Raw genomic sequence first — 25,833 nt, forward strand, 5'->3', positions numbered from 1 at the left:
AAATACGCCATAAGGACACCGGATTAACCGCCTTACGGGCCGAGACAGGGCTAAGCTGGACGGCCTACGAACGATAATCCCCCACTGCGTGGATCAAATCCTCAATAAGGATCTGCTCAAGGCGTAAATAGCCATTGGTGATACACGCAATAGCCTTATAAAAGTCCGTTTTAGCGCACTTCTGGATGTCGGCACAGAACGCAGGAACCCAATTCAGCAGGTGTTGCGCAAGAAACCTCTGCTGTTCCCGCAGGCTGGCGGAAACGCCCGGCAGGTCCAGTGCGGCAACGGCCTGCCCACTATCGCGGCACAGGGTCGCCATAAACTCAAATTCCAGGGCGATGTGATCTTCCGGGATATCCAGTACCCCGGCCTTGTTCAATCCTTTAGCCTGGTATAATGACACCACTTGCTCCCAGGCATCCTGCATGACCAGCCGCTCCGGGCTGGTATAAACCGATTCGTAGGGGTAGGCGACAGTGCCCTCGGCAATGCCCGCCCCCAGGAAAACCGCCGCATAGTCTACCGCCAGGTCGGTCAAGGGATCCGGGCCGGAATTTTGCAGATAAGCCGCAAGCATATGATATCCCCCGCTCAGTTCGGGTTCGTCGCACTCGGCGGGGAAACCCAGTTCCACCATCCGGCCAAGCAAGGACTTATCCACTTCGGCCTGGTAGAGACGCCCCAGTAATCGGTATAAATTTTCACGATTGGTTATGAGCGCAGCGTATTCCCGCATATGATCCACCCGCTTTCCGATGACGACACCACTGGCGGTCCGGGCGGATATGCTCTCCCGGACTTCGCCAGCTCCCGTAACTAAGCGCTTGCCATTCAGCCAATCAGAAAAAATGCTATAAAGCGCCCGGATTGAACATCCGCACTCTAAACACAACTGCCCTGGCGAAAACACCGAACAGACCACCGATCGCCAAACGCCGTGAAGAACACCAGTGCCCATTCGCTACCCGTTTTGTCTGTTCCTCCAGGCGTCGACCGGTTGATTTTCCCGCCATAGGGCCGTCTGGCGATGCAAGATATAGCGAACCGAAGGATGATTCCCCACGTCAGGCAGGGCATGCACGTTATCGCTTCCCGCTTCCTTGAGCACCCTGGCGACATTGCTGTCCGGGTCGTCGATGTCGCCGAAGAAGCGTGCATTGCCGCAGCAGGCTTTTACGCACGCGGGCTGTTCACCGACGGCTTCCAAATGGTTGCAAAGCGTGCATTTTTCCACCACATGGGTCTCCTCATTATAAGAGCGCGCCCCATACGGACAGGCCATCATGCAATACCGGCAGCCGATGCAGGTTTCCTTGTTGATCAGGACATGCCCATCGTCGGTCTTGTACGACGCCCCGGTAGGGCACACTTTCACGCAGGGCGGGTCCGTACATCCCTGACAGACGGTGGGCAGGAAGTATTGTTCCAGATCCGGAAACGTGCCGCTGGGTCCCACGGTCAGGACCTTATTGTAAAACACGCCCAGCGCGACGCCGTTCTCCAGCTTGCAGGCGACCTCACAGGCATAGCAGCCAATGCAGCGATCCAGATCGATAACCAATGTTTTTTGCACCATAGCTAGAACTCCACTGATTTCGTCGGATCGGACGGTTGCGGCAGCCAGGGTGTAAAGTCTTTCGGCTTCTGCCAGATACCGGCGGGCGCGCCATCCGCCTTCGACACGTTGACCTGAAATCCCCGCAGCGTGTATGTACCGACGACATCGTTGAAAGGGGCATCGTTTTTCGTGAGCATGTTAACGTTCATTTCGCGCCAGCCCTGCGTAGGCGTATTTAGCGTTTCGGGATTCCAGAACCGTTCCATATAAACTATCCGCGGCGGGATCCCTTCGGTGACGCGGGCTTTGGCCCTGATTTTGCCACGCAGTGATTCGATCCACACCCAGTCCCCCTGCGCCACGCCTCGCTCGCCCGCCGTGACCGGATTAATCCAGATTTCAGCTACCGGATAAATTTCCCGGATAAACGGCGAATTTCTTAACGTGCCGTGATGGAAAATCGGCAGGCGTCCGTTAGTCATAACCAACGGGTATTTTTTCGCAATCTCCTGGTTGGGGCTTTCGGCAGGTTCAACGTAATACGGCAGCGGATCGTAGTCTTTTGATGCCGGCGGTAATTTATAGGTGCTGTAAGGCTCACCGGTTCGCCCTAGGGTGATGAAAACCTCGCCGTACAGTTCAAGTTTCTTTGAGGGCGTGTCGAATCCAGTGGGCTGGCCGGTATGGGGATCAATCTGCCGGTAGACGAAATAACGCCACCACTGCTGATAGGGCAGGAATTCGTAAGGGACTTTGTCAATGAACTCCGCCCAGGAAATATTCAGGGGGGCCAGCCGGGCATCCAGCAGTTCCTCCATCGTCTCCCAATAGGGTAAATCCTCGCCCATGAATTCGGCATCGAATGCCCTCTGGCAATTCTCATGCCCCAGTTGCGCACAGCGTTTGGCCAGTTTGGCCCAGAACAATGTCTCATTCTCCGTCTCCCAAATATGGGTGACGGCTTGTCTGGCAAACACGGTATTGAGCGACTCCACCAGCATATCGGTTTCCAGCCACTCGGCGGCGGGCAGCAGAATATCGGCATAAACCGAGAACGAGGTGGGATACATATACATATGGACGATGAAATCCATCTGTTCAATCGCCGGCAGCCAGGATGAGGCATTGCCCTGCATGGCCAGCTTGTTGCCGGAACGCTCGAGCCACACCCGCGGCCTATAAGGCTTGCCGGTCAGAATGGCGTCCTGCACGCTTGAGGGATGCGCGGCCCACCACTGTAGCAGTCCTTTATATTCGATACCGCCCAGCCGTTTATTCAACTGCTCTTCCGAAAGCAGCTTCCTGGCCGTCGGCACGATATAGGTATCAAAGGGGGCGACGCCGCTCGAAGGGAAACGTTGCATCAGCGCACCCGGTTTCTCCACATTCCCCATTAACGAATTGAGTAACACCGCCCCCATGGCGGCCTGTACCGAATTTTCATTTTGATCGGTCGCTACGCCAAGCGAAATGCCACCGGGTCCCTGTAGATAAAGTTCGATCGCTTTGGTGATTTTCTCCACGTCAAGCCAGCAAATTTCAGCCGCTTTATCCAGACTATAGGGTTCCACCCTTTCCTTCAGCAGGCGGAAGCCGGTTTTACACACCTCGCCATTAACGGTAAATTCGCCATCCAGCGCCGGCTCCAGTTTATCGTCCCAGGGGTAAGGAAGCGGCCGAGCGGAATTGCTTTTGCCATCCCAGACTACATAGACGTCAGGCTCGCCGTCTGGCGTCAGATCCCTGGCTCGCAGCAGCATCCGGGTCCGGGTGTTTACCAGGAACGGCAGGTTGGTCCAGCGGGTGATAAATTCCTCATCATAACGCTGGTGGGCCAAAATATATCGGATCCAGGCCAGCATCAGCGCTACGTCGGTACCCGGCCGGATCGGCAGCCAGATATCGGCTTTGGCGGCATCAGGGGTGAACCGCGGGTCGATGACCACGGTACGCACCCCTTTGGCGCGCAGCTCATTCACCGCGCGTCCTCCTCCCGCCGGGCTGCTATAGGAGGCATTGGTCGCCCACATCACCAGCGTCTTCATTTCAGTATCGGGGTTGTAAATCTCCAGACTTTTCGAATCTGCAATACTGGTATCTGGACCACCATACATCAGTCCAAAAGCGAGCGTTCGCGGCAGGTAGCACTGGGCGCAGCCTGGTTCAAACCAGTTCGGCGTATTGAACGCGTTGCAAAACCGTTGAACGCTGAAAAACTCGGGATTGCCGCCGCCGCCGGTAGAGCCGAAAACGGTTTCCGCGCCATATTTCTCTCGGGTTTCCATCAGTTTTTTGGCGATAGTGTCAATTGCCTCGGACCAGGTGATGCGCTTCCATTTATTTTCCCCGCGCGCCCCTACGCGCAGCATCGGATATTTATTACGATTGGGATGGTAAAGGGCCGCTATGCCCGCAAGACCTTTGGCGCATATAGCGCCCTTGGACATGGGATATTCCGGGTTACCTTCCAGCTTTATCACCCGGCCGTTTCTGACATGGGCCAGCACGCCGCAGTTATGAATACAGGCTCTGCAGTTCGTCTTGACGATTTTCGTCGTGACCGGCGTTTCCGCCTCAGGCTGAGTTGCCGCGGTTACACGCGGGATCAGTCCATCACACAGTGAACCCCCGAGCACTCCGGCAACGCCGGTTATGGCCGTTGCCTTGAAAAAATCTCTTCTACTGAGTACCGACTGTTCCATATGCTTCTCTCTGTTATTTTTATAGTGAATGTTTCCTACACCAAAAACAGAAATCGGAAATAGGTTAGATATCAGTCAGGATAATTATTCTCGTCGATTACTTTTATTCCGCTGCGGGTGGTCTGCCATCCATCGTTCCATTCAAGCCCCCCCGCCTGTTCCAGCGCCTCGATAAAATAGCTGGCATATACTCTGGAATGCTCAAACAGCGGATTATCCCGCAGCATTGCATCGATCCCGGTTTTGGTTTTTGGGACCACACAGGCTTGCAGAACCTGCAGATAGAGGGGACGGTAAACCGGTTCCTGAGCCAGCAAGCGGGTCAGTCGTGCGGTGGGGTGCTCACGTCGAACCACATGCCTGCCAGCCGGAGTGGTACGCCATAGCGGCGCCGAATCCTCCCCCGCAAGCTGCTCAATACCCCCCGCCTGCGCCAGCCATGCCAGCAGTACTGACGGCGGCTGCAGCACCACTTTCATTTCGGGATAGGAAAGCAGTGCCTGCTCGATCTCGACGGCCGAGCGAGCGGTTTCGCAAAGTGACAGCATTTTATAGAGCACCATCCGATGGGCAGGTTCGCATGAAATCCTCTGCAGGATACGTGTGATGGCGTTGTCCGGCTCTTGCGATTCGATGGTCTCGATAATAGCCATAACTATCCTCTCGCCGAGGTAATACCGAGAAAAATTATTAGACTGGTAATAAAGAAAAACATGGTAATACTGCCGAGCATTTTTATTATTTTTCTGTGAGGTGAATCGAACATTCATTATTGGTATGAAGCCTATATCACATAAAATACATTTCACGCTTGTTATTACGGTCGAGATTTAGCAAAGACGCCCCTGGCGTAATAAACTATTCCCCACCTCTAAACGCGCTTTCCGGCAAAAAATCTTGATCCGCCGCATACCGGCGTTATTTCGGCCTGCAGCGTTATTGCGGTCCGCGTATAATTCCGCACCCATTTCCCGGTTAAGCGGCCAGCAAACGTTATCCGGGGCATTTTCCGACAACGAAGAACCTCTATGCCGACCAGCCTGATCCAGCCCGAACGAACCCTGTTCTCGTACCCGCGTTATTGGGCCGAGTGTTACGGCACCGCGCCGTTTTTTCCCATGTCGCGCCAGGAGATGGAGAAACTGGGGTGGGACAGCTGCGATGTGATCGTGGTGACCGGCGACGCCTATGTCGATCATCCGAGTTTTGGCATGGCGATAGTCGGGCGGCTGCTGGAAGCGCAGGGGTTTCGCGTCGGTATCATCGCGCAGCCTGACTGGACGTCGAAAAACGATTTTATGCGCCTCGGCAAGCCCAATCTGTTTTTCGGCGTCACCGCCGGGAATATGGATTCGATGATTAACCGCTATACCGCGGACCGCAAGTTACGTCATGACGACGCCTATACCCCCGGCAATATCGGCGGGAAAAGGCCGGATCGCGCGACGCTGGCGTATAGCCAGCGCTGTAAGGAAGCCTATAACGATGTTCCGGTGATCCTCGGCGGCATTGAGGCCAGCCTGCGGCGCATCGCCCACTATGATTACTGGTCCGATACCGTGCGGCGCTCGGTGCTGGTGGACGCCAAGGCGGACATGCTGATCTACGGCAACGGCGAGCGGCCGCTGGCGGAGGTGGCGCACCGGCTGGCGGCGGGTGAGCCGATAAGCGCTATCCACGATGTGCGCAATACTGCGGTGATGCGTAAAACGGCGCTGGTCGGCTGGACGGGGGTTGACTCCACCCGGCTCGATAAGCCCGGCCGCATCGAACCGATTATCAATCCCTACGGCGAGGATTTGCCCTGCTCCGAGGGGGAGGTTCCCGCAGCGGAAGCGGCTCAGCCGATTACCGTGCGGGCGCCCAGACCCAAGCCGTGGGAAAAAACCTACGTGCTGTTGCCGTCATTTGAAAAAGTGAAAGGCGATAAGGTGATGTACGCCCATGCGTCGCGGATATTACATCATGAAACCAATCCCGGCTGCGCCAGGGCATTGATGCAAAAGCACGGCGACCGTTACGTGTGGATTAATCCGCCGGCGATCCCGCTCTCTACCGAGGAGATGGACGCGGTGTTCGCGCTGCCGTTTCAGCGCGTTCCGCATCCTTCCTACGGTAAGGCGGTGATTGCGGCCTACGATATGATCCGCTTTTCGATCAATATTATGCGCGGCTGTTACGGCGGCTGTTCCTTCTGTTCGATCACCGAGCATGAGGGGCGGATTATCCAGAGCCGCTCGGAAGCGTCCATCGTCAAAGAGATCGAGGAGATCCGCGATAACGTGCCGGGGTTTACCGGCGTGATCTCCGATCTGGGCGGCCCGACGGCGAATATGTATATGCTGCGCTGCCAGTCGCCGCGCGCCGAGCAGAGCTGCCGGCGGGCTTCCTGCGTTTATCCGGCAATCTGTCCGCATATGGATACCAACCATGAGCCGACCATTAAACTTTACCGGCGCGCGCGCGGCCTGAAAGGGATCAAGAAAATCCTTATCGCTTCCGGCGTCCGTTACGATCTGGCGGTGGAAGATCCGCGCTATATCAAGGAGCTGGCCGAGCATCACGTCGGGGGATATCTGAAGATCGCCCCGGAACACACCGAAGCCGGGCCGCTGTCGAAAATGATGAAGCCCGGAATGGGCAGCTATCACCGTTTCAAGCAGCTTTTTGACGATTATTCGCAACAGGCGGGAAAACAGCAGTATCTGATCCCCTATTTTATCGCCGCGCATCCGGGCACCCGGGATGAGGATATGGTCAATCTGGCGCTGTGGCTGAAAGAGAACCGTTTCCGATTGGATCAGGTGCAAAACTTTTATCCTTCCCCGCTGGCGAACGCCACCACCATGTATTACAGCGGCAAGAATCCGCTCGGCAAGGTGGATTACAAGAGCGAGGACGTGGTGGTGCCGCGGGGCGAGCGCCAGCGCCGGCTGCATAAGGCGCTGCTGCGCTATCACGATCCGGCGAACTGGCCGCTGATCCGCGACGCCCTGAGCGCCATGGGGATGAAGCGGCTGATCGGCAACCGGCCCGGCTGCCTGATCCCCGCCGCCGCGCCGGGAGAACGCGCGGGAGCGGGGGCGAAGGGCGCCGGCCGCCCAGCGCTGACCCGCTTTACCGCGCCGCCCGCCGTCGATAAATCCGTCGCTAAAAAAGCGGCGCCGGGCGGTAAAAATAGCGCAGCCGCTAAGCATTCCGCTCAAAAACCGGCTAAGCGGGATAAAAAACCGCGTTAAGATCGCGATGGCGCGGAAACCGGCATCCTGCTCAGGGTAACGCCCCAGAAAACCAACGCCGACAGGCTGACCGCGGCGCCGAGCAGGCAGACGCCCGCCCAGTCGGCGGAGGCATAAACCATGGTCGCCGCCATCGCGCCCAGTCCGCTGCCAACGCTGTAAAACAGCATATAACACCCCACCAAGCGGCTATGGGCATCCGGGCGGGTGTTGAAAATCATGTTTTGGTTGGCGACGTGAATCGCCTGAGCGCCGAGATCCAGCGCGATAATGCCGACGGTCAACGCATACAGCGAATAGGGGGTCAGCCCCAGCGGCAGCCACGCCGCCAGCAGCAATAACAGGGCGCCTCCGCTGACCCATTGCCCCCGTCCTTTATCCGCCCAGTCGCCCGCCTTGACGGCGGCCAGCACGCCCAGTACGCCCACCAAACCAAAGGCGCCGATCGCGGTGTGGGAAAGATAATAAGGCGCGGCGCTCAGCGGCAATACCAGCGCGCTCCAGAAGATGTTCAGGGCGGCGAACATCAGTAAAGCGATGACGCCGCGTATCTGCAACGTGCGCTCCTCGCGCAGCAATGCCAGCATAGAGAGCAGCATCGCCGGATAGGATGAGCGCTGCGCCGGCCGGGCCTGATGCGGCAGCGCGCGCCACAGCGCGACGGCCAGCAATAGCATCAGCAGGGCGGAAAAGAGATACACGCCGCGCCAGCCCGCTAAGTCGGCGATAATGCCCGCCATAACGCGCGCCAGCAGCAGCCCGATCACCACGCCGCCCTGCGCCGCGCCGACAACGCGTCCGCGCTCCTGCGGCGCCGCCGCGGTCGCGGCATAGGCGATCAGCCCTTGGGTCATTGCGGTGCCCAGCATTCCTACGGCCAGCATGCCGGCCAGTAAATAAAGCGGCGTGGTCGCCAGCGCCACTGCGATCAGCGCCGCCGTCAGGGCGCCAAGCTGGGCTAACATTAAATGGCGTCGGTTGACGAGATCGCCCAACGGCACCAGCAGCAGTAACGCCAGCGCGCAGCCGACCTGGGTGGCGGTCATGACGCCGCCGATCGCCGCGGTGCCGATGCCGAAATCCGCCGACAGCGCGTCTAACAGCGGCTGCGCATAATAGACGTTCGCCACGCTTAGCCCGCAGGCGGCGGCCAGTAAAAGAACCATCAGCCGCGGCATGGGGGCGGGCAGGGGTGAGACGGCGATACGGTTTTCTGTGGTCATGATACTATTCCGCATAACAATGAGTTTCAAAATGCAACTGATTGCAGCCTAAGGATGGTGGTTTTAAAATGCAACTAGAAATTATGACGCCAGTGAAAAATCAGCCGGCTGGCGCAGGGTTTGATAAGACGGAAACGGGATAAGAGACCGATGGTGAAACGCAAAAGTATGAAAGAGGATGCGTGCCCGGTGGCGCGTGCGCTGGATGTGGTCGGCGATCGGTGGTCGATGCTGATTATTCGCGATGCGTTCGACGATCGTCGGCGTTTCGGCGATTTTCAGCGTAGTCTGGGGGTGGCGCGCAATATTCTTACCGATCGTCTGCGCCGTCTGGTGGAAGAGGATATTCTGGCGGTGCGGCCGGCGTCCGACGGCTCGGCATATCAGGAATATGTGCTGACCCCTAAAGGCGCTCAGCTTTTCCCGCTGGTGGTGGTGTTGCGCCAGTGGGGAGAGCGGCATCTGTTTGAACCGGGTGAAGCGCACTCCCGGCTGCTGGAGCGACAGACCGGCAAGCCCCTGCCGGCGATGGCGCCCCGCTCCGCCGAAGGGCGTTTACTGGCGCCGCAGGATACCTATGTTCAGAAGGTTAACTGAAATGCCAACGTACGGCAGGAGGATAGGTGGAAACAGAAAACGACCTTAAAGCCATCTCCCGTTATTTGAAGAAGCTGCACGTACTGACGCTGTGCGTGGGCGATAATTCGGATTTATGGTGCGCCAGTTGCTTCTACACTTATGACGAACAGCAGGTGGCTTTTTATCTGATGACGGAGCCGCACACTCGTCATGGCGAGCTGATGTCGCGGCAGCCGCGGGTCGCCGGAGCGGTCAGCGGCCAGCCGAAAAGCGTTTTGCTGATTAAAGGGGTGCAGTTCCGCGCGCAGGCCGAGTTATTGCAAGGGGAGGACGAACGGCAGGCGCGGGCGCGGTATAACGCGCGTTTCCCGGTCGCCAGAGCCTCCGGGGCGCCGGTGTGGCGCTTGCGGCTGACCGAACTGAAAATGACGGACAACGCGCTGGGTTTTGGGAAGAAACGCTATTGGCAACGCACCGGGCATGACGCCATGATATTAAAAACATAGATAACCACAGGAGGATATATGAGCCGGGTATTGCTATTAGGGGCGACGGGGCTGGTAGGCAATGAACTGTTGCAGCTTTTAAAGGCCAATCACCGGGTTGAAACGATTTACGCACCCACCCGTAAGCCGTTGCCTCCTGCCGAAAAAGTGGTGAATCCCCATAACCCCGATCTCGCCGCGGCGCTTTCTCAACTGACTTCCCCCATCGATATCGCCTTTTGCTGCCTGGGGTCGACGCTAAAGGCCGCGGGGAGTAAACAGGCGTTCCGCTATGTGGATTACACGCTGGTGGTGGAGGGGGCGAAAACCGCGCTGGCATTGGGGGCGAAACATCTGCTGGTGGTCAGTTCGCTCAACGCCAACGCGACGTCGCCTTTCTTTTATTCGCGGGTCAAAGGCGCGGCCGAGAAGTCCCTGCGCCAGCAGGGATGGCAACATCTGACCTTGGCCCGCCCCTCGCTGCTTGTGGGGGAAAGGGAAAACCATCGTCCTCTGGAGAGCCTGATCGCGCCGCTCTTTCGCTTTTTTCCGGCGAAATGGCGGGCGATAGAGGGGAAAACCGTGGCGCAGGCCTTATTGAATCAGGCGTTTTCGCCACAGCCGAAAGCGAAGGTGGCGGTGTTGGAGTCCGACCAGCTGCGTTCGCTGGCCAAGCGGACAACGCCTTTGTAGCCGCCGCGCGGCTGTCAGCGCAGGTAGTGAATAACCTGATTGCTGCTGCCGCGCCAGATTAACGCCGGATCTTTGAGATCCTCAACGAATTTGCCGTCCACCAGCACATTGATCAGGGACGCCACCTGCCGCTGTTCCTCGGTCAGCTCCGCCAGCACATAGCCCGTCCACAGCCAGATATCCTTGCCGGGACATTGCGCGCGCACCCGTTTTACCAGGCGCAGAACGTCGGGTACGTTTTGCGGATGGAGCGGATCGCCGCCGGACAGGGTGAGGCCCTGCCGGGGTATCTCTGTGTCCTGGAGGTCGGCGATGATCCGATCTTCCAGTTCCGCCGTAAACGGCTGGCCGGAATTAAGCCGCCAGGTGCTTTTGTTGTAGCAGCCGGGGCATTGATGCACGCACCCGGAAACAAACAGGGTGCAGCGCGTTCCGGGGCCGTTGACCACGTCAACGGGGTAATACTGATGGTAATTCATCTGCGTAAAGGCCGTTTGATAAGGAGTAGGGCCGCGTTGTAGCGCGGCCCGGCGCGGTTAACCCAACTGCCCGTTGGCCAGGTGTTTGATGCGCCGTTTAACCTCTTCCTGTTTGCCGGCGTTGAACGGCCGGGCGTCCGGGCTGCCGAGATAGCCGCACACCCGACGGGTGACGGAGACGCGGGCCGAGTCGTGATTGCCGCATTTCGGGCAGGTGAAGCCCTTGCTGGTACACTCGAATTCACCGGTGAAGCCGCATTCGTAGCACTCGTCGATCGGCGTGTTGGTGCCGTAATAAGGGACGTGGCGATAGCTGTAATCCCACACGTCTTCCAGCGCTTTCAGATTATGTTGCAGGTTCGGATATTCGCCGTAGCAGATGAACCCCCCGTTGGCCAGCGGCGGGTAGGGGGCTTCAAAATCGATTTTTTGGTACGGATTGACCTTCTTCTCCACGTCCAGATGGAAGCTGTTGGTGTAGTAGCCTTTATCCGTTACGCCCGGAATAATGCCGAACTCGGCGGTATCCAGCCGGCAGAAGCGGTCGCACAGGTTTTCGCTTGGCGTACTGTACAGGCTGAAGCCGTAGCCGGTCTCTTTTTTCCACTGCTCGGTGGCGGCTTTCAGACGGGCGACGATGGCGACGGCTTTTTCACGCAGCTGCGCATTGTCGAAGACGTGAACCTCATTGCCGAACAGCGCGTTAATGGTCTCATGCAGCCCGATGTAGCCCAGCGAAATAGACGCGCGGCCGTTCTTGAAGATATCCGCAATGCTGTCGTCCGCTTTCAAGCGCACGCCGCAGGCGCCTTCCATATACAGAATCGGCGCCACGCGGGCCTTCACGTTTTCCAGCCGGGCGATACGCGTCATCAGCGCCTTTTTCGACAACGCCAGGCGCTGGTCGAGCAGCGTCCAGAAGCGGACCTCGTCGCCCTCGGCTTCCAGCGCGATACGCGGCAGGTTCAGGCTGATCACCCCCAGGTTATTGCGGCCGTCGTGGATTTGTTCGCCGTCCTCTTCGTAGACGCCGAGGAAACTGCGGCAGCCCATCGGCGTTTTAAAGGAGCCGGTAACCTCGACCACCCGATCGTAATTGAGGATATCGGGATACATGCGCTTGCTGGCGCATTCCAGCGCCAGCTGCTTGATGTCGTAATTCGCATCGGCAGGCTTGTGGTTCAGCCCGTCGCGAATGGCGAATACCAGTTTGGGGAACACCGCCGTTTTATGGTTTTTACCCAGCCCGGCGATGCGGTTGCGCAGAATGGACTCCTGGATCAGCCGGGACTCCCAACTGGTGCCCAGCCCGAAGCCAAAGGTGACGAACGGCGTCTGGCCGTTGGCGGTATGCAGCGTATTCACCTCGTATTCCAGCGACTGGAAGGCGTCGTAGCACTCTTTTTCCGTCCGGGTGCGGGCATAGCCTTCCGCATCGGGAATGTGCCATTCCCGCGCCACGGCCTGATGTTTTTTATGGCTGGCGGCGACGAACGGCGCCAGAATTTCATCAATACGGTTAATGGTGGTGCCGCCGTAAATATGGCTGGCGACCTGGGCGATAATCTGCGCGGTGACCGCCGTGGCGGTGGAAATCGACTTCGGCGGCTCGATTTCCGCGTTCCCCATTTTAAATCCCTTGGTCAGCATGCCGCCCAGATCGATAAGCATGCAGTTGAACATCGGGAAGAAGGGGGAGTAATCGAGATCGTGATAGTGAATCTCGCCGCGCTCATGGGCCAGCACCACGTCGCGCGGCAGAATGTACTGTTTGGCGTAGTGCTTGGCGACGATCCCCGCCAGCAGATCGCGCTGGGTGGGAATGACTTTGCTGTCTTTGTTGGCGTTTTCGTTCAGCAAGGCCATATTGCTCTGTTCCACCAGCCCGCGGATCTCCTGATTCAGCCGGCCGTGACGCTCGCGCGCGACGTCGCGATCGTGGCGATATTCAATATAGGTACGCGCCAATTGTTTGTATTTGCCGGACATCAACAGGTTTTCGACCGCGTTCTGGATGTCCCGAATATCGACGCGTCGTTTATCCTGCATTTGTTGAGCGACTGCACAGGCTACGGTTGCGCAGTAGTCCGCGTCGTCGATGCCGGCGGCCTGCGCCGCTCGCTCGACGGCTTCTTTGATGCGTACTTCATCAAAAGGTACCTGGCAGCCATCCCGTTTAATCACTACTGGTTTCACGTTTTTTTCCTCAGTCAATGTTATCCACAGGGGGAAACCGCGGCGCGCAAGGGCTGCGGGGGGCTGTGGAAGATATTGTGGATAAGCACTATATATAGTTCATCATTTATATGATAGACACTATATATTGAATTTTGCGCCTGCGTATCACCATTTTTTTGACGTAGAGCAAAGAAAATCGAGTGTCGTAGATAATTCACTCTTGTACAAAAAACAACAATAAAATGCCGGGAATTCGCTAAGCCCTGGCGCGCGCGGCATCGCGCCCTTTGATGACGTTTTGGCTATAAAGGCATCTAGACATCCAAACGTTTTTTCACTAAGGTGAGCGCACCGTTTTTCAGTTCGCGCAACGAGCTATACGCATGGCGTAACGGGTTTCGATGTCGGACGGCGGAATAGGGCGGGCGCACGCTACTGTTGCAGGCATAAATCTTAAATGGATTGACCGCAGCGAAGAAGAAAAAAGCCATCGGCAACGGTGGGATAACGAAAGGAATAAATATCATGAATCGTCGTCATTTTATCAAGGGTGCCTGCGCTGTCTCCGTCGCCGCCGCGACCGCCGGTTGGCCTCTGGGCTATGCGTGGGGAGCGGAAGGCAACGACGCCCCGCGCAAAGGCGGGCATCTGATTATCGGGGTGGACAACGCCTCCAGCACCGACCGTCTCGACCCCGCTTTCTGGTTTGAAACCTATATGTATTTCGTCGGCTCCCAGCTGTTTAACAACCTGGTCGAGGTTGACGAAAAGGGCGAGCTGATCCCGTCGCTGGCGGAGTCCTGGTCCAGCGCGGAAGGCGGCCGCACCTGGATCCTGAACATCCGCTCCGGGGTGCAGTTCCACGATGGGCGCTCGTTGACGGCGAAAGACGTGGTCTACTCCCTCAATCACCACCGCGGCGAGCAGTCCAGCTCATCGGTAAAAGGCTATCTGGACCCGGTAACCTCGCTGGAAGCGACCGGCGCCCATGCGGTCACCATTCGCCTGAGCGAACCGAACGTGGAGTTTATCGCGCTGCTGAGCGACGTTCACTTCGCCATTACCGCGGAAAATGAATCCTTTGATAAAGGCATCGGCACCGGGGCCTTTATTCTGGAGAGCTTCCAGCCGGGGGTGCGCACGCTGGTTAAGCGTAACCCGAATCACTGGAACAGCGAACGCGGCCACGTGGATTCGGTGGAAACGCTGGCGATGAACGACTCCACCGCCCGCGTGGCGGCGCTGGTGAGCGGCTCGGCGCACATTATCAACCGCGTCAATCCGCGCGTTGTCAGCCGCATCGAAAGGATGCCCAACCTGCAACTGTTGCGTACGCGCGACGGCTTTATTTTCACCTTCCCCGGCCTGGGCAACGTGGCGCCGTTCGACTCGCTGGACGGCCGTCTGGCGCTGAAATACGCCATCGATCGCCAGCAAATCGTCGATACCGTGCTGGGCGGTTACGCCAGCGTCGCCAACGACAACCCGATTTTTCCGTCGAACCGCTATTTCGCCAAAGACATTCCGCAGCGTCCTTACGATCCGGAAAAAGCCCAGTTTCACTGGAAAAAAGCGGGCTTCAAAGGTCCGCTGGTGCTGTCGGTGGCGGATGCCGGCTTTCCCGGCGCGGTGGACGCCGGCCAGCTCTATCAGGCCTCCGCGCAGCGCGCCGGCATTCCGCTGACGGTGGAGCGCGTGCCGGACGATGCCTTCTGGGATAACGTCTGGATGAAGAAACCGTTCGTCTCTTCCAACTGGTCGATGCGTCCGACGGCGGATGCGTTACTGTCCCTGGTGTTTACCAGCAAGGCGCCGTGGAACGAATCGTTGTGGCATGAGCCGGCGTTTGATCAGCTGGTGCAGGCGGCGCGCGGTGAACAGAACGAGGACAAACGCCGGCAGATTTACCACGATATTCAGGTGATGCTGGTGGAAAAAGGCAGCGAAATCATCCCGCTGTATGCCGATACGCTGGACGCCTGCAACAATAAGGTCAAAGGTTTCCACGCCATCCCCGGCTTCCCGCTGAGCGGTAACCGTGCCGCCGAAAAAGTCTGGCTGGCGAGTTGAAAACGGGCGATGCGACGGTGATAGGTAGTTTGCGGTTTTTAATTCCCCGCTCTCCGCTGGCGCTGATGATCGCCCGTCGGCTGCTGGCCGGCGTGGCGATGCTCGCGGTGGTGTCGGTGCTGATCTTCGCCGGCATTCAACTGCTGCCGGGCAACCCGGCCGCGGCGATCCTGGGGCAGTCCGCCACGCCGGAAGCGGTGCACGCGCTCAATGCGCAGCTGGGATTGGACCAGCCGGCGCTATCCCGCTACTTTTCCTGGTTGGGCGGGATAGTGCGGGGGGATTTCGGGCAGAGCTTTACCAGCCGGCAGAACATCGCCCCGGTGCTGGCCTACCGCCTGGAGAATTCGCTGTTCCTGGCGGGATGGACGGCGGCTGTCGCCGTACCGCTGGCGCTGCTGATTGGCTTTATCTCCGTGCGCTATCAGGGCGGCTGGCTGGATCAACTGCTGAATATCTTTACCCGCACGGCGGTGGCGCTGCCGGAATTTTTCTCCGGCTATCTGCTTATCCTGGTGTTCTCCATCACCCTGCTGTGGCTGCCCAGCAACAGCAACGTCAGCGCCGGCATGCCGCTATCATCCCGGCTGACGGCGATAGTCCTGCCCGGCGTCACCCTGCTGCTGGCGGTGCTGGGGCATATGAGCAATATGACCCGCGCGGCGCTGATTAACGCCCAGAACGCCGCCTATGTCGATACCGCCTTGCTGAAAGGCCTGGCGCCCTCCGCCATCCTGCTGCGCCATGTCCTGCCGAACGCCTGGGGGCCGATCATCAACGTGATCGTGCTGAATCTGGCTTACCTGATGGTCGGCGTGGTGATTGTGGAAAACGTCTTCGTCTATGCCGGACTGGGGCAGTATATGGTCGACAGCATCAGCAAGCGCGATATGCCGGTGATTCAGGGCTGCGCGCTGGTGCTGGCGGCGATTTATATCTTGTTGAATCTCCTGGCGGACGTGGTGGCGCTGATCGCCAATCCCCGTCTGCGTCATGCCCGGTGATCCGCCGAATGGAATCAGCCCAACGAAGAATAGAGTGCAATATGCAAACAAAAGGGGAGCCTGCCGCATGCCCGCGCTAAAACCTTCCGCGCTGCTCGGCCTGTTGGGGCTGGGCGTTTTTATTCTGCTGGCGGCGCTGGCGCCCTGGATTGCGCCCTATCCGGCCGATCAGGTTGTGGGCGGTCCCTGGATCGGCCCGACGGAACAGGCGCTGCTGGGAACGGACAATCTGGGGCGGGATCTGTTTTCCCGCCTGATCTGGGGAACCCGAACGTCGCTGACGGTAACGGCGCTGGCGGCGCTGCTGGCGTTTTTACTCGGCACATTGCTGGGATTCCTGGCCGGCGTATGCGGCGGCTGGGCGGATCAGCTGATTTCCCGCGTCAATGACGTGCTGATGGCGATCCCGACGTTGATTCTGGCGCTGGTGGTGCTGGCGCTGCTGCCGAAAAACACCGCCATCATCATTCTGGTGCTCGGCGTGCTTGAAGCCACGCGGGTGCTGCGCGTGGCCCGTTCGCTGGCGGTGGATATCGCCGCGCAGGAGTTTATCGAGGTCGCCCGCATGCGCGGCGAGTCCATGCGCTGGATCCTGTGGCGCGAAATCCTGCCCAACGCGGCGACCACGCTGGTGGCGGAGTTCGCCATGCGCTTTATTTTCATCCTGCTGTTTCTCTCCGCGCTGTCGTTTCTCGGCATGGGGATCCAGCCGCCCACGGCGGACTGGGGCGGTCTGGCGCGGGATAATAAGGACGGCATTCTGTTCGGCGTCTGGGCGGCGCTGGTGCCGGGGGCGGCGATTGCGCTGCTGGCGGTATCGCTGAACCTGGTGGCGGACTGGCTGCTCAGCCGCAACGCGCGTAGCTGGCGGGGAGGCCGTCATGGCTGATTTATTGCGGGTGGAAAACCTTCAGGTGGCGGCCGGCGATCGGACGCTGGTGGACGATATCTCCTTCAACCTGCGCCAAGGGGAAGTGCTGGGGCTGATTGGCGAGTCCGGCGCCGGAAAATCCACCATCGGACAGGCCATTCTCGGCCATTGCCGCCACGGCATGCGCATTCGGCAAGGGCACATCTGGTTTGCGGATAGCGACCTGGCGGCCTTGTCCGAGCGGCAACTGCGCAAGGTGCGCGGCCGGCGCATCGCGTACGTGGCCCAGTCCGCCAGCGCGGCGTTCAATCCGGCGCGCAGGATCGGCGAACAGGTGATCGAAACGGCGGTGCTCCACCGGGCGTTGACGCGCCGGCAGGCGACCGAACGGGCGCTGGAATTGTTCGCCCGGCTCTCCCTGCCGGACCCGGCGGCGTTTTTCCGCCGTTATCCGCATCAGGTGTCTGGCGGCCAGCTCCAGCGGGCGATGATCGCCATGGCCCTAATCGCCGGGCCGGATCTGATCATTTTTGACGAGCCGACCACCGCGCTGGACGTCACCACGCAGCTGGGCGTATTGCGGGCGATAGCGGACATTATTCGCCTGACCGGCGTCGCCGCGCTCTATATCAGCCACGATCTGGCGGTGGTGGCGCAGCTTAGCGACAGGATCATGGTGCTGCGCGGCGGGCGCCAGGTGGAAATCGGCGCCACCGCGCAGATTCTGGCCCAGCCGGCGCAGGACTATACCCGCCAGCTGCTGCTGGCGCGGGGGGAACCCAAAGCGCCGCGGCCGCCGTCGGACGACGTTGTGCTGGATATTCGGCGCGTCAGCGCCAGCTATGGCCGGCAGCCGGTGCTGGAAGCGGTGTCCCTGCGGCTGACCCGCGGCCGGACGCTGGCGGTGATCGGCGAGTCCGGTTCGGGGAAATCGACGCTGGGCCGCGCGGTGTGCGGGCTGCTGGCGCCGGAGAGCGGCGACGTCGTCTTGCAGGGCGAGTCGCTGCCGCCGTGCCTGACGCAGCGTACCCGCCGCCATTTTCAGGCGGTGCAAATGATTCATCAGCATCCCGATACGGCGCTGAATCCGCGTTTGACCGTCGGGGTGCAGATTGAGCGCGCGATAGCCTGCCTGACGGATCTGCCCGCCGGCCAACGCGGCGCGCGGGTGCGGGATTTACTACAGCGGGTCGGCTTACCCGCCGAGCATGCCGAGCGCTATCCCGGCGCGCTTTCCGGCGGCCAGAAACAGCGGGTGTGCATCGCCCGCGCGCTGGCGGCGGAGCCTGAGCTGATCGTGTGCGACGAGCCGACGTCGGCGCTCGATCCGCTGGTGGCGCGCGACGTGCTGGCGCTATTGCGGCAGATCCAGCGGGAAACCGGGGTGGCTTACCTGTTTATCACCCACGACCTTCACGTGGTGCGCGAAGTGGCGGACAGCGTGGCGGTGCTGCGCCACGGCCGGATCGTCCGCCAGGGGCCGGTGGCGGAGACATTATCGCCGCCGCTGGACGACTATACGCGACAGCTACTGATCGCCGTGCCGCAAATGCGCTGCGGCTGGCTGCGGGAGGTTAGCGCCGCCAAGGCGTAACCTATTGATGACTATTTTATATCCGGGAACGGCGGCAGTTGGCGAAAGGTATTCAGCAGCCCTTCCGACCACGCCTTGCGGATTTGGATGAAATAGGGGTTATTTTCGGTAATACGCTGCTGTTCGCGGGTGTCGAAGCTGTTCGCCCGGTAGATCATCACGTCGAGCGGCAGCCCCACCGACAGGTTGCTGCGCAGGGTGGAGTCAATGGAGATCAGCGCGCAGCACATGGCCTGCTCCAGCGGCGTATCCATGCTCAGCACCCGATCGATAATCGGTTTGCCGTACTTGCTTTCGCCGATCTGGAAATAGGGCGTGTCGTCGGTGGCTTCGATAAAGTTGCCTTCAGGATAGATATGGAACAGCCTTGGCGCCTCGCCGGCGATCTGACCGCCCAACAGCAGATTGCAGCCGAAATTGGTGTTGCTGCCGCTCTGCTGCGCCTGGCTGTCGCGGTGGATCACTTCACGCACCGTTTCTCCCAGCAGCATGGCGGCGTGGTACATGGTGCCGGCCTGCAGCAGATTGGGCGTTTCCTGCGCCTCGATGCGGGCGCTGAGCAGGCTGATGATACTCTGGGTGGTGGCCAGATTCCCGGCGCACTGGATCACCAGCACGCGTTGATTATCTTCATGAAAAACATAAAGTTTTTTAAACGTTGCAATGTGATCGACACCGGCATTGGTGCGGGAATCCGAAGCAAATACCAAACCGTCAGACAGACGCATGGCCACACAGTACGTCATAAAGCACCTTTTCGTTAAAATCTACTGTTGCTGCTGCACCTGCTGTTGGCGTTCGAACAGACGTACTTCAGCCTCGGAAAACATCTCTTCACACCCGCCGCCCAGCCGCGAGCCGCGCACCGGGCAGGCGTCCAGATAGTCCATGCCCACCGCCAGCCACAGATGCTGATGGAGCAAACGGGTGTTATTGGTAATATCAAATCCCTGCCAGCGATCGTGCAGCCAGACCTCCGCCCAGGCGTGCATGGCCACATGCTGCGTATCCTGACTATAAACGTAACCGCTGACGTAGCGGGCCGGAATATTCAGGCTGCGGCAGCAGGCCAGAAAGACGTGGGTATGATCCTGACACACCCCTTTTTGCATGGCGAACGCCTGCGCCGCGGTGTCCTGAACCTGCGTGGCGCCGGGAGTATACGGCATTTTCAGCTGTAATTCCGCCATCAGCGTATTCAGGCTCTCTTCCTGCTCCTGCGGCCGATAATAGCGCTGCGCAAAGGCGCGGATGCTGCCATCCGCTTCCGTCAGCGGCGTGGCGCGCAGGAACACCAGCGGCGACAGGGTATCCGCTTCGCCGCCGTCATAGCTCTGTTCTGCGTTATCGGCGATTTCCACCACGCCTTGAGCGTGGATGGTGATGTCGTGATGCGGAACGTCCAGGGTCATCACGTGCAGCACGTTGCCGTAGGCGTCGGTGGTGGCGACGGCCGAGGCGGGAAGCGTCAGCTTCCACTCCCGGATCTGCTGGCGGGCCGAGTTCTTGGGGGTCAGACGCAGGTACTGGGTGCTGAATTTCACTTCCTCATCATAGTGATAGTGGGTCAGGTGGTTGATGGTCAGTTTCATAGCGCCTCCAGATAGGTATGACGGATGCTGTCGGCCAGTTCATTGATCTTGCTGATAAACTCATTCAGGTAGGCTTCCAGGCCCTTGGCCAGGATGTCGTCAAGGGTGCTGAAGCGCAGCTCCACGCGCAGCAGATGGGCCAGGCGATGAGGCACCTTGGCCCGCTGGCTGCCGATGGTTTCCAGCTGTTGCACCAGATCGTCGATACAGGCGTGCAGCGAGCGCGGCACGTCCCCCCGCAGCACCAGTAATTCGGTCACGGTTTCCCGGCTGATCGGCTGGCGATAGATGCTATGGTAGGCTTCGCGGGCGCTGACGGCCCGCAGCAGCGTATCCAGCCGGTAATATTCGCGCACCGGATCGGGGTCGCTATTCAACTGCCGATCTTTCAGGCTGAGCAGCTGCGCGGTGGCGTAGGCGCGTTCGATCAGGGTGCCGAGGCGAATAAAGCACTGGGCGTCGTTGCGCAGCAGAGTGCCGAACATCGCGCCGCGGAACAGGTGCGCGCGCTCTTTCACCCAGTCGAAAAACGCGTCGATGCCGATTTTATCCACCCCCTGATCGTGCAGGCTGCGGATATCGATACGGGTGGTGTTAATGCATTCCCAGACTTCGGACGAGAGGCTGCCGCGCACGGCATGGGCGTTGTTCCAGGCCATTTCGATACAGTTATAGATGCTGCTGGGGTTTTGGCTGTCCAGCGCGAAAAAGTTCAGCAGGTTGTTCATGGAGAAACGGGCGTAGCGCTCCTGGAACAGCTCGTGGGTATAGGTCAGATTCAGCGGCAGCGCCAGGTCGCGCTGCTGCTGGCTGTGGCGCGGCATCATGGATAATTTATAGGTGACGTCCAGCACTCGGGCCAGGCTTTCCGCCCGTTCCAGATAGCGGGCCATCCAATAGAGTTCACTGGCTGTGCGGCTTAACATTATTCCTCCTCCTCCATGACCCAGGTATCCTTGGTGCCGCCGCCCTGCGACGAGTTGACCACCAGCGAGCCTTCCGTCAGCGCCACGCGGGTTAATCCGCCGGGTATCAGGCGGATCTCTTCCCCCGACAGCGCGAACGGCCGCAGATCGATATGGCGGGGAGCCAGTCCGTCTTCCACAAAGGTGGGGCAGGTGGAAAGCGCCAGCGTCTCCTGGGCGATGTAATTGTACGGATTGGCCTGCAGCCGTCGGCGGAAGTCCTCAATTTGCTGGCGCGTCGCCCTGGGGCCGACCAGCATGCCGTATCCCCCGGCGCCGTGCACTTCCTTCACCACCATGCTGTCCAGATTGCCGAGAACATAGCTGAGCGCCTGCGGATCGCGGCACTGCCAGGTGGGGATATTGCCCAGAATCGGCTCTTCGGAGAGGTAGAAGCGGATCATCTCCGGCACGTAAGGGTAGATGGATTTATCATCCGCCACGCCGGTGCCGATGGCGTTGGCCAGCACCACGCCGCCGGCGCGGTACACCGACAGCAGGCCGGGAACGCCGAGCATGGAGTCGGCGCGGAACGCCAGCGGATCGAGGAAGGCGTCATCCACGCGCCGGTAAATAACGTCCACCCGGCAGGGGCCTTCGGTGGTGCGCATATACACGGCACCCGCTTTTACGAACAGATCGGCGCTTTCCACCAGCTCCACGCCCATCTGCTGCGCCAGAAAACTGTGTTCAAAATAGGCGCTGTTAAACCGTCCCGGCGTCATTACCACCACGGTCGGGTCGTCCACCGGGGTGCTTTCACGCAGCGTTTGCAGCAGGTAGCTGGGGTAGCGTTCGACCGGCGCAATATGCTGGCTGGCGAAGAGGTCCGGGTACAGCCGCATCATCATTTTGCGGTTTTCCAGCATGTAGGACACGCCGGACGGGGTGCGCAGGTTGTCTTCCAGTACGTAATAGCGGCCGTCGCTGTTGCGCACCATATCGATGCCGGTGATATGGGCATAGATATTGTTATGCAGATCCACTCCCTGCATACAGGGCTGATATTGATCGTTGGCCAGCACCTGCTCGCTGGGAATAATGCCGGCTCTGAGAATATGCTGCTGATGGTAGATATCGTACAGAAAGGCGTTCAGCGCCTGCACCCGCTGGCGGATGCCGCTATCGAGCTGGCGCCATTCATGGGCGGGAATAATGCGCGGCACGCTGTCGAAAGGAATTAAACGCTCGGTGCCGCCTTCTTCGCCATAGACGTTAAAGGTGATGCCGACGCGATGAAACAGCAGCTCGGCCTGCTCCTTTTTTTGCCTGATCGCCTGCTGATCGGTTTGTTGCAGCCATTGCCAATAGGAGTCGTAGTGCCGGCGCTGTTCGCCTGCCACGGAAAGCATCTCATCATAGTAAGACGGTGTCGGAAGCGTCATTTTTATCATTGTCATCCCCTGCATCACGCTTAATAGCGATAATAGTGCAATGCATAAAATGCGCCATTTTGACAAAGAGCGTCCGCGCCATCATGTGGCGCAAAATGTCGCACTCTATTGGGGCGACGCCGCGGGGCCTGCACCGCGGCGGCCCATAGGGTGGCGGGCAGGAAAGCCCGCCATAAAAAATCGCCGGGAGCGATTTTAAACGCCGCTTGCGGCGGCCCACAGGGTGGCGGGCAGGAAAGCCCGCCATAATAAAGGCGCAGCCGAACGGCGCGTCTATTGAGGTTTATGACCGCTAACCGGGCTTAGCGGCGTACGGCGATCGCTTCAATCTCGATTTTCACGTCTTTGGGCAGGCGCGCCACTTCCACGCAGGAGCGCGCCGGGAAAGGGGCGTTGTGCTCGGTAAAGAAGGCTTCATAGGCCGCGTTGAGAGTGGTGAAATCGTTCAGGTCTTTAACGAATACCGTGGTTTTCACAATATCGGAAACTTGCAGACCGGCGGCTTCCACAATGGCTTGCAGATTCTTCAGCGACTGGCGCGTCTGGGCCGTAATGTCATCGGCGACCAGACCGGTTTTCGGGTCAACCGGGATCTGGCCGGAGGTGAAGATAAGGCTGCCGAGATCGACGCCTTGTACATAAGGGCCGATGGCGGCCGGCGCCTGTTCGGTACTGATAGAGCGTGACATGATATCTCCTGATTGGGGGTAAAAGGATACTGACAGCGCCATTATTCAAAAAAGCCCCGCGTCAGGCAATGGCCGTAAGCGGGGGCGGTGAAAGAAAGCCTGTCTAGCGATCCTGCAGAACGGCCCGGCGCTCGAACTCTTTTTCGCAGTATTTGCACTTCAGGTGCACGTCGCCTTCACGCTGTTTGACGCTGAACGAGGATGACACCGGCTCGCTGCGGCTGATGCAGTTGCTGTTGGGGCAGGTTAATACGTCGTCGATATGGTCGGGCAGCGTCGGCGCCAGCTTACGCACCACGTCGTAGTCGTCAATCTGGTTTACGGTGGCCTGCGGCGCATACATCGCCAGCTGATTCGCCTGCTGCTCGGTGAGGAACACATTCTCGATTTTGATCAGATCCTTGCGGCCAAGCTGGTTGGAGGGCAGATTCAGCCCAATGGTCACGCGCTGGTCCGTGGCGGTCAGCTTGAACAGGGTCAGCAGCTTAAAACCCACCTGGGCGGGAATGTGATCGATAACCGTGCCGCGCCGGATGGCTTCTACCTGTAATTTATTATCATGAGTCATGACTATTCCTCTCTCACACAACCAGTTCGCGATTCAGTACCAGCGCCAGCAAAGCCTGACGGGCGTAAATGCCGTTTCCCGCCTGCTGGAAATAGTAAGCGTAGGGGGTTTTATCCACATCGATGGTGATTTCGTCAATGCGCGGCAGCGGATGCAGTACTTTCAGGTTGTCGCGCGCGCTGTTCAGGTCGGCGGCGCGCAGCACGAACTGCGATTTGATGTTGATATATTCCGACGGATCCAGCCGCTCTTTCTGCACCCGCGTCATATACAGAATGTCGAGGTCGGAGACGACCTCCTCAATGCCGTTGTGCAGGCTGTAGGGAATATTTTTTTCTTCCAGCATGGTCAGGATATAGTCCGGCATCGCCAGCGCATCCGGAGCGATAAAATAAAAGCGGTTGCCGTCGAATTTCGCCAGCGCCTGGGTGAGCGAGTGCACGGTGCGGCCGTATTTCAGGTCGCCCACCATGGCGATATTGATATTGCTCAGGCGGCCCTGGGTTTCCTGAATGGTAAACAGATCGAGCAGCGTTTGCGACGGGTGCTGGTTGGCGCCGTCGCCGGCGTTAAGCACCGGCACGCCGGAGGAAAATTCGGCGGCGAGGCGGGATGCTCCCTCCTGCGGGTGGCGCATGACGATGGCGTCCACATACTGGCTGATAACCGAGATGGTGTCGGCCAGCGTTTCGCCCTTCTTGCCCAGCGAGGTGTTGCTGCTGTCGGCAAAACCCACCACCGAAGCCCCCAGCCGGTGCATCGCGGTTTCAAAGGACAGGCGCGTGCGCGTCGAGGCCTCGAAAAAACAGCTGGCAATCACTTTGTGCTTTAACAGCTCCGGCTGCGGGTTGGCTTTCAGGCTGGCGGCCACCCGCAATGCCAGCTCGAGTTCCTCTCGGCTGAGGTCGTTAATTGAAATGACGTGTTTTTGATAAAGCGGATTGACCATTTTGTTTTTCTCCCCACGGTTAGGTCCGGTAAACGGCGCTGTTGTCTGGTTCGCCATAAACGACAGGCAAAAAAAAGCCCCTCATCGAGGGGCTTTTCATCAACGATCGGTCAAGCAACGGAAAGGAAAAGGCCGGCTGCCTGCCGGATGGCAGTTGCGGTTGATAACCAGCATGGGCAGCGGGTTTTTTCGTTATGCAGCAGTGCATGTTCCCTCCCGGCAAATTGTCGGAAATTATACGCGCCGATGAGGCTAATTCAAGCGGAAAAGATGATTTTTTACTCATGGCAATCGATTGCGAAATGAATATCCCCTGCGGTAAACGGCGGCAGAATAACAGCATAAAATCCAGCTCACCTTTTCAGGATAACGCGCTGGCGGGCAACGGGTTTACAGCGTATAACCATGGGTGCGATTACGGTTTATAAAACACGGTTTCATTCTAAAACGGGGATAATCATGATCACTGGCAATATCCACCATCTTGAACTGGTTCCTTATCTGCCCGCTAAACTGCGCGACGCCATCGAGTACGTTAAGCGCAACGTTACGGCGGATACGCCGCTGGGCAGGCATGATATCGACGGCGATAACGCCTTCGTGCTGATTTCCAACGACAGCACCGAAGCGCTGGAACAGCGCCGCGCCGAGTACCACGGCAAATATCTGGATATTCAGATTGTGCTGGCGGGCGTGGAAGGGATGACGTTCAGCAACCTGCCGGCGGGTAAAGCGGACGTCGACTGGCTGGCGGATAAAGATATCGCCTTTTTACCGGCGGGCGAGCAGGAAAAACAGCTGGTGCTGCAACCGGGCGACTTCGTGGTCTTTTTCCCCGGCGAAGTACACAAGCCGCTGTGCGCCGTGGGGGAACCCGCGCCGGTGCGCAAAGCGGTGGTGAAGATTGACGCGTCGCTGGTGCGCTGACTGTTGCCTCCTCCCCGGCGGAGGCTGTCTCTTAGTCACATATACTGTTAACGGTATATGTGAGTTCAGCG

The 25,833-nt window shown here is 58.9% G+C and carries 24 protein-coding genes; 9 read left to right on the forward strand and 15 right to left on the reverse strand.

The genetic code is table 11. From position 1 onward, the window contains the following. Nucleotides 1-64: 64 nt before the first annotated feature. From DDT56_RS20750 to DDT56_RS20765, 4 genes are all read right to left on the reverse strand, one after another. Nucleotides 65-739, reverse strand: coding sequence for a TorD/DmsD family molecular chaperone (locus DDT56_RS20750; RefSeq protein WP_136168286.1), 675 nt, complete (start codon nt 737-739; stop codon nt 65-67). A 225-nt stretch (nt 740-964) separates the two neighbouring features. After that, a complete protein-coding gene (locus DDT56_RS20755; protein ID WP_136168287.1) occupies nt 965-1,579 on the reverse strand; it encodes a 4Fe-4S dicluster domain-containing protein in 615 nt (204 codons plus the stop codon). Between the two features lie 2 nt (nt 1,580-1,581). Continuing rightward, nucleotides 1,582-4,263 (reverse strand): molybdopterin-containing oxidoreductase family protein, encoded by a 2,682-nt coding sequence (locus DDT56_RS20760; protein WP_136168288.1) that lies wholly within the window; start codon nt 4,261-4,263, stop codon nt 1,582-1,584. Between the two features lie 71 nt (nt 4,264-4,334). Further along, nucleotides 4,335-4,916 (reverse strand): hypothetical protein, encoded by a 582-nt coding sequence (locus DDT56_RS20765; RefSeq protein ID WP_136168289.1) that lies wholly within the window; start codon nt 4,914-4,916, stop codon nt 4,335-4,337. 375 nt (nt 4,917-5,291) lie between these two features. Between DDT56_RS20765 and DDT56_RS20770 the strand changes: the two genes are divergently transcribed. Beyond that, the gene (locus DDT56_RS20770) at nt 5,292-7,502 is read left to right on the forward strand and encodes a YgiQ family radical SAM protein (protein ID WP_136168290.1); all 2,211 of its coding nucleotides are present in this window, start codon (nt 5,292-5,294) and stop codon (nt 7,500-7,502) included. On the opposite strand, the gene DDT56_RS20775 is transcribed toward DDT56_RS20770, so the two are convergent. Continuing rightward, nucleotides 7,499-8,725 (reverse strand): MFS transporter, encoded by a 1,227-nt coding sequence (locus DDT56_RS20775; protein ID WP_246856838.1) that lies wholly within the window; start codon nt 8,723-8,725, stop codon nt 7,499-7,501. The genes DDT56_RS20770 and DDT56_RS20775 overlap by 4 nt on opposite strands. 150 nt (nt 8,726-8,875) lie before the next feature. Here DDT56_RS20775 and DDT56_RS20780 point away from each other — a divergent pair, with 150 nt between their 5' ends. The 3 genes from DDT56_RS20780 to DDT56_RS20790 are packed head-to-tail and all read left to right on the forward strand — an operon-like array spanning nt 8,876 to nt 10,482. Beyond that, nucleotides 8,876-9,322 (forward strand): winged helix-turn-helix transcriptional regulator, encoded by a 447-nt coding sequence (locus DDT56_RS20780; RefSeq protein ID WP_136168292.1) that lies wholly within the window; start codon nt 8,876-8,878, stop codon nt 9,320-9,322. A 26-nt stretch (nt 9,323-9,348) separates the two neighbouring features. Further along, nucleotides 9,349-9,810, forward strand: a complete 462-nt coding sequence (locus tag DDT56_RS20785) for a YhbP family protein (RefSeq protein WP_136168293.1) — start codon at nt 9,349-9,351, stop codon at nt 9,808-9,810. An 18-nt stretch (nt 9,811-9,828) separates the two neighbouring features. Further along, the gene (locus tag DDT56_RS20790; RefSeq protein WP_136168294.1) at nt 9,829-10,482 is read left to right on the forward strand and encodes an NAD(P)H-binding protein; all 654 of its coding nucleotides are present in this window, start codon (nt 9,829-9,831) and stop codon (nt 10,480-10,482) included. A gap of 14 nt (nt 10,483-10,496) precedes the next feature. Here the strand turns inward: DDT56_RS20790 and nrdG are convergent, their stop codons facing one another. Continuing rightward, a complete protein-coding gene (gene nrdG / locus DDT56_RS20795) occupies nt 10,497-10,961 on the reverse strand; it encodes an anaerobic ribonucleoside-triphosphate reductase-activating protein (protein ID WP_136168295.1) in 465 nt (154 codons plus the stop codon). 57 nt (nt 10,962-11,018) lie between these two features. Then, nucleotides 11,019-13,157, reverse strand: a complete 2,139-nt coding sequence (gene nrdD, locus DDT56_RS20800) for an anaerobic ribonucleoside-triphosphate reductase (protein WP_136168296.1) — start codon at nt 13,155-13,157, stop codon at nt 11,019-11,021. 507 nt (nt 13,158-13,664) lie between these two features. Between nrdD and DDT56_RS20805 the strand changes: the two genes are divergently transcribed. From DDT56_RS20805 to DDT56_RS20820, 4 genes are all read left to right on the forward strand, one after another. Then, on the forward strand, nt 13,665-15,209 hold the full coding sequence (locus tag DDT56_RS20805; RefSeq protein ID WP_136168297.1) for an ABC transporter substrate-binding protein: 1,545 nt from the start codon (nt 13,665-13,667) through the stop codon (nt 15,207-15,209). Between the two features lie 65 nt (nt 15,210-15,274). Continuing rightward, nucleotides 15,275-16,213: an ABC transporter permease gene (locus DDT56_RS20810; protein ID WP_136168309.1), complete on the forward strand. Its 939-nt coding sequence runs from the start codon at nt 15,275-15,277 to the stop codon at nt 16,211-16,213. 67 nt (nt 16,214-16,280) lie between these two features. Beyond that, nucleotides 16,281-17,102 (forward strand): ABC transporter permease, encoded by an 822-nt coding sequence (locus DDT56_RS20815; RefSeq protein WP_136168298.1) that lies wholly within the window; start codon nt 16,281-16,283, stop codon nt 17,100-17,102. After that, nucleotides 17,095-18,678 (forward strand): ABC transporter ATP-binding protein, encoded by a 1,584-nt coding sequence (locus DDT56_RS20820; RefSeq protein WP_136168299.1) that lies wholly within the window; start codon nt 17,095-17,097, stop codon nt 18,676-18,678. Before DDT56_RS20815 ends, DDT56_RS20820 begins: the two co-directional genes overlap by 8 nt. A gap of 11 nt (nt 18,679-18,689) precedes the next feature. On the opposite strand, the gene DDT56_RS20825 is transcribed toward DDT56_RS20820, so the two are convergent. The 8 genes from DDT56_RS20825 to DDT56_RS20860 all read right to left on the reverse strand — a co-directional run bounded on the left by DDT56_RS20825 (nt 18,690) and on the right by DDT56_RS20860 (nt 25,178). Then, on the reverse strand, nt 18,690-19,424 hold the full coding sequence (locus DDT56_RS20825; protein ID WP_136168300.1) for a proteasome-type protease: 735 nt from the start codon (nt 19,422-19,424) through the stop codon (nt 18,690-18,692). Between the two features lie 21 nt (nt 19,425-19,445). After that, entirely contained in the window at nt 19,446-20,270 is an 825-nt protein-coding gene (locus DDT56_RS20830) for a transglutaminase family protein (protein WP_136168301.1), read from the reverse strand. Then, nucleotides 20,267-21,196, reverse strand: a complete 930-nt coding sequence (locus DDT56_RS20835; protein ID WP_136168302.1) for an alpha-E domain-containing protein — start codon at nt 21,194-21,196, stop codon at nt 20,267-20,269. Before DDT56_RS20835 ends, DDT56_RS20830 begins: the two co-directional genes overlap by 4 nt. Next, nucleotides 21,196-22,629 (reverse strand): circularly permuted type 2 ATP-grasp protein, encoded by a 1,434-nt coding sequence (locus tag DDT56_RS20840; protein WP_136168303.1) that lies wholly within the window; start codon nt 22,627-22,629, stop codon nt 21,196-21,198. The genes DDT56_RS20835 and DDT56_RS20840 overlap by 1 nt, the downstream gene beginning before the upstream one ends. 302 nt (nt 22,630-22,931) lie before the next feature. Next, the gene (gene ridA / locus DDT56_RS20845) at nt 22,932-23,318 is read right to left on the reverse strand and encodes a 2-iminobutanoate/2-iminopropanoate deaminase (protein ID WP_136168304.1); all 387 of its coding nucleotides are present in this window, start codon (nt 23,316-23,318) and stop codon (nt 22,932-22,934) included. 103 nt (nt 23,319-23,421) lie between these two features. Next, entirely contained in the window at nt 23,422-23,886 is a 465-nt protein-coding gene (pyrI, locus tag DDT56_RS20850) for an aspartate carbamoyltransferase regulatory subunit (protein WP_009114621.1), read from the reverse strand. Between the two features lie 13 nt (nt 23,887-23,899). Further along, nucleotides 23,900-24,835 (reverse strand): aspartate carbamoyltransferase, encoded by a 936-nt coding sequence (gene pyrB / locus DDT56_RS20855; protein WP_136168305.1) that lies wholly within the window; start codon nt 24,833-24,835, stop codon nt 23,900-23,902. 19 nt (nt 24,836-24,854) lie between these two features. Next, entirely contained in the window at nt 24,855-25,178 is a 324-nt protein-coding gene (locus DDT56_RS20860) for a hypothetical protein (RefSeq protein WP_136168306.1), read from the reverse strand. 116 nt (nt 25,179-25,294) lie between these two features. On the opposite strand from DDT56_RS20860, the gene DDT56_RS20865 reads away from it, so the two are divergent. Beyond that, nucleotides 25,295-25,762, forward strand: a complete 468-nt coding sequence (locus DDT56_RS20865) for a NanQ anomerase/TabA/YiaL family protein (protein ID WP_136168307.1) — start codon at nt 25,295-25,297, stop codon at nt 25,760-25,762. The last annotated feature ends 71 nt before the right edge of the window (nt 25,763-25,833 follow it).

This window comes from Brenneria corticis, assembly GCF_003115855.1.
GTDB classification, from domain to species: Bacteria; Pseudomonadota; Gammaproteobacteria; order Enterobacterales; family Enterobacteriaceae; genus Brenneria; species Brenneria corticis.

Bases quoted from the DNA above. Each gene is read 5' to 3' on its own strand.
- DDT56_RS20750 (WP_136168286.1), bottom strand. From the start codon at position 739: ATGCGGGAATACGCTGCGCTCATAACCAATCGTGAAAATTTATACCGA.
- DDT56_RS20755 (WP_136168287.1), bottom strand. From the start codon at position 1,579: ATGGTGCAAAAAACATTGGTTATCGATCTGGATCGCTGCATTGGCTGC.
- DDT56_RS20760 (WP_136168288.1), bottom strand. From the start codon at position 4,263: ATGGAACAGTCGGTACTCAGTAGAAGAGATTTTTTCAAGGCAACGGCC.
- DDT56_RS20765 (WP_136168289.1), bottom strand. From the start codon at position 4,916: ATGGCTATTATCGAGACCATCGAATCGCAAGAGCCGGACAACGCCATC.
- DDT56_RS20770 (WP_136168290.1), top strand. From the start codon at position 5,292: ATGCCGACCAGCCTGATCCAGCCCGAACGAACCCTGTTCTCGTACCCG.
- DDT56_RS20775 (WP_246856838.1), bottom strand. From the start codon at position 8,725: ATGACCACAGAAAACCGTATCGCCGTCTCACCCCTGCCCGCCCCCATG.
- DDT56_RS20780 (WP_136168292.1), top strand. From the start codon at position 8,876: ATGGTGAAACGCAAAAGTATGAAAGAGGATGCGTGCCCGGTGGCGCGT.
- DDT56_RS20790 (WP_136168294.1), top strand. From the start codon at position 9,829: ATGAGCCGGGTATTGCTATTAGGGGCGACGGGGCTGGTAGGCAATGAA.
- nrdG (WP_136168295.1), bottom strand. From the start codon at position 10,961: ATGAATTACCATCAGTATTACCCCGTTGACGTGGTCAACGGCCCCGGA.
- DDT56_RS20805 (WP_136168297.1), top strand. From the start codon at position 13,665: ATGAATCGTCGTCATTTTATCAAGGGTGCCTGCGCTGTCTCCGTCGCC.
- DDT56_RS20810 (WP_136168309.1), top strand. From the start codon at position 15,275: ATGATCGCCCGTCGGCTGCTGGCCGGCGTGGCGATGCTCGCGGTGGTG.
- DDT56_RS20815 (WP_136168298.1), top strand. From the start codon at position 16,281: ATGCCCGCGCTAAAACCTTCCGCGCTGCTCGGCCTGTTGGGGCTGGGC.
- DDT56_RS20820 (WP_136168299.1), top strand. From the start codon at position 17,095: ATGGCTGATTTATTGCGGGTGGAAAACCTTCAGGTGGCGGCCGGCGAT.
- DDT56_RS20825 (WP_136168300.1), bottom strand. From the start codon at position 19,424: ATGACGTACTGTGTGGCCATGCGTCTGTCTGACGGTTTGGTATTTGCT.
- DDT56_RS20830 (WP_136168301.1), bottom strand. From the start codon at position 20,270: ATGAAACTGACCATCAACCACCTGACCCACTATCACTATGATGAGGAA.
- DDT56_RS20835 (WP_136168302.1), bottom strand. From the start codon at position 21,196: ATGTTAAGCCGCACAGCCAGTGAACTCTATTGGATGGCCCGCTATCTG.
- DDT56_RS20840 (WP_136168303.1), bottom strand. From the start codon at position 22,629: ATGATAAAAATGACGCTTCCGACACCGTCTTACTATGATGAGATGCTT.
- ridA (WP_136168304.1), bottom strand. From the start codon at position 23,318: ATGTCACGCTCTATCAGTACCGAACAGGCGCCGGCCGCCATCGGCCCT.
- pyrI (WP_009114621.1), bottom strand. From the start codon at position 23,886: ATGACTCATGATAATAAATTACAGGTAGAAGCCATCCGGCGCGGCACG.
- pyrB (WP_136168305.1), bottom strand. From the start codon at position 24,835: ATGGTCAATCCGCTTTATCAAAAACACGTCATTTCAATTAACGACCTC.
- DDT56_RS20860 (WP_136168306.1), bottom strand. From the start codon at position 25,178: ATGCTGTTATTCTGCCGCCGTTTACCGCAGGGGATATTCATTTCGCAA.
- DDT56_RS20865 (WP_136168307.1), top strand. From the start codon at position 25,295: ATGATCACTGGCAATATCCACCATCTTGAACTGGTTCCTTATCTGCCC.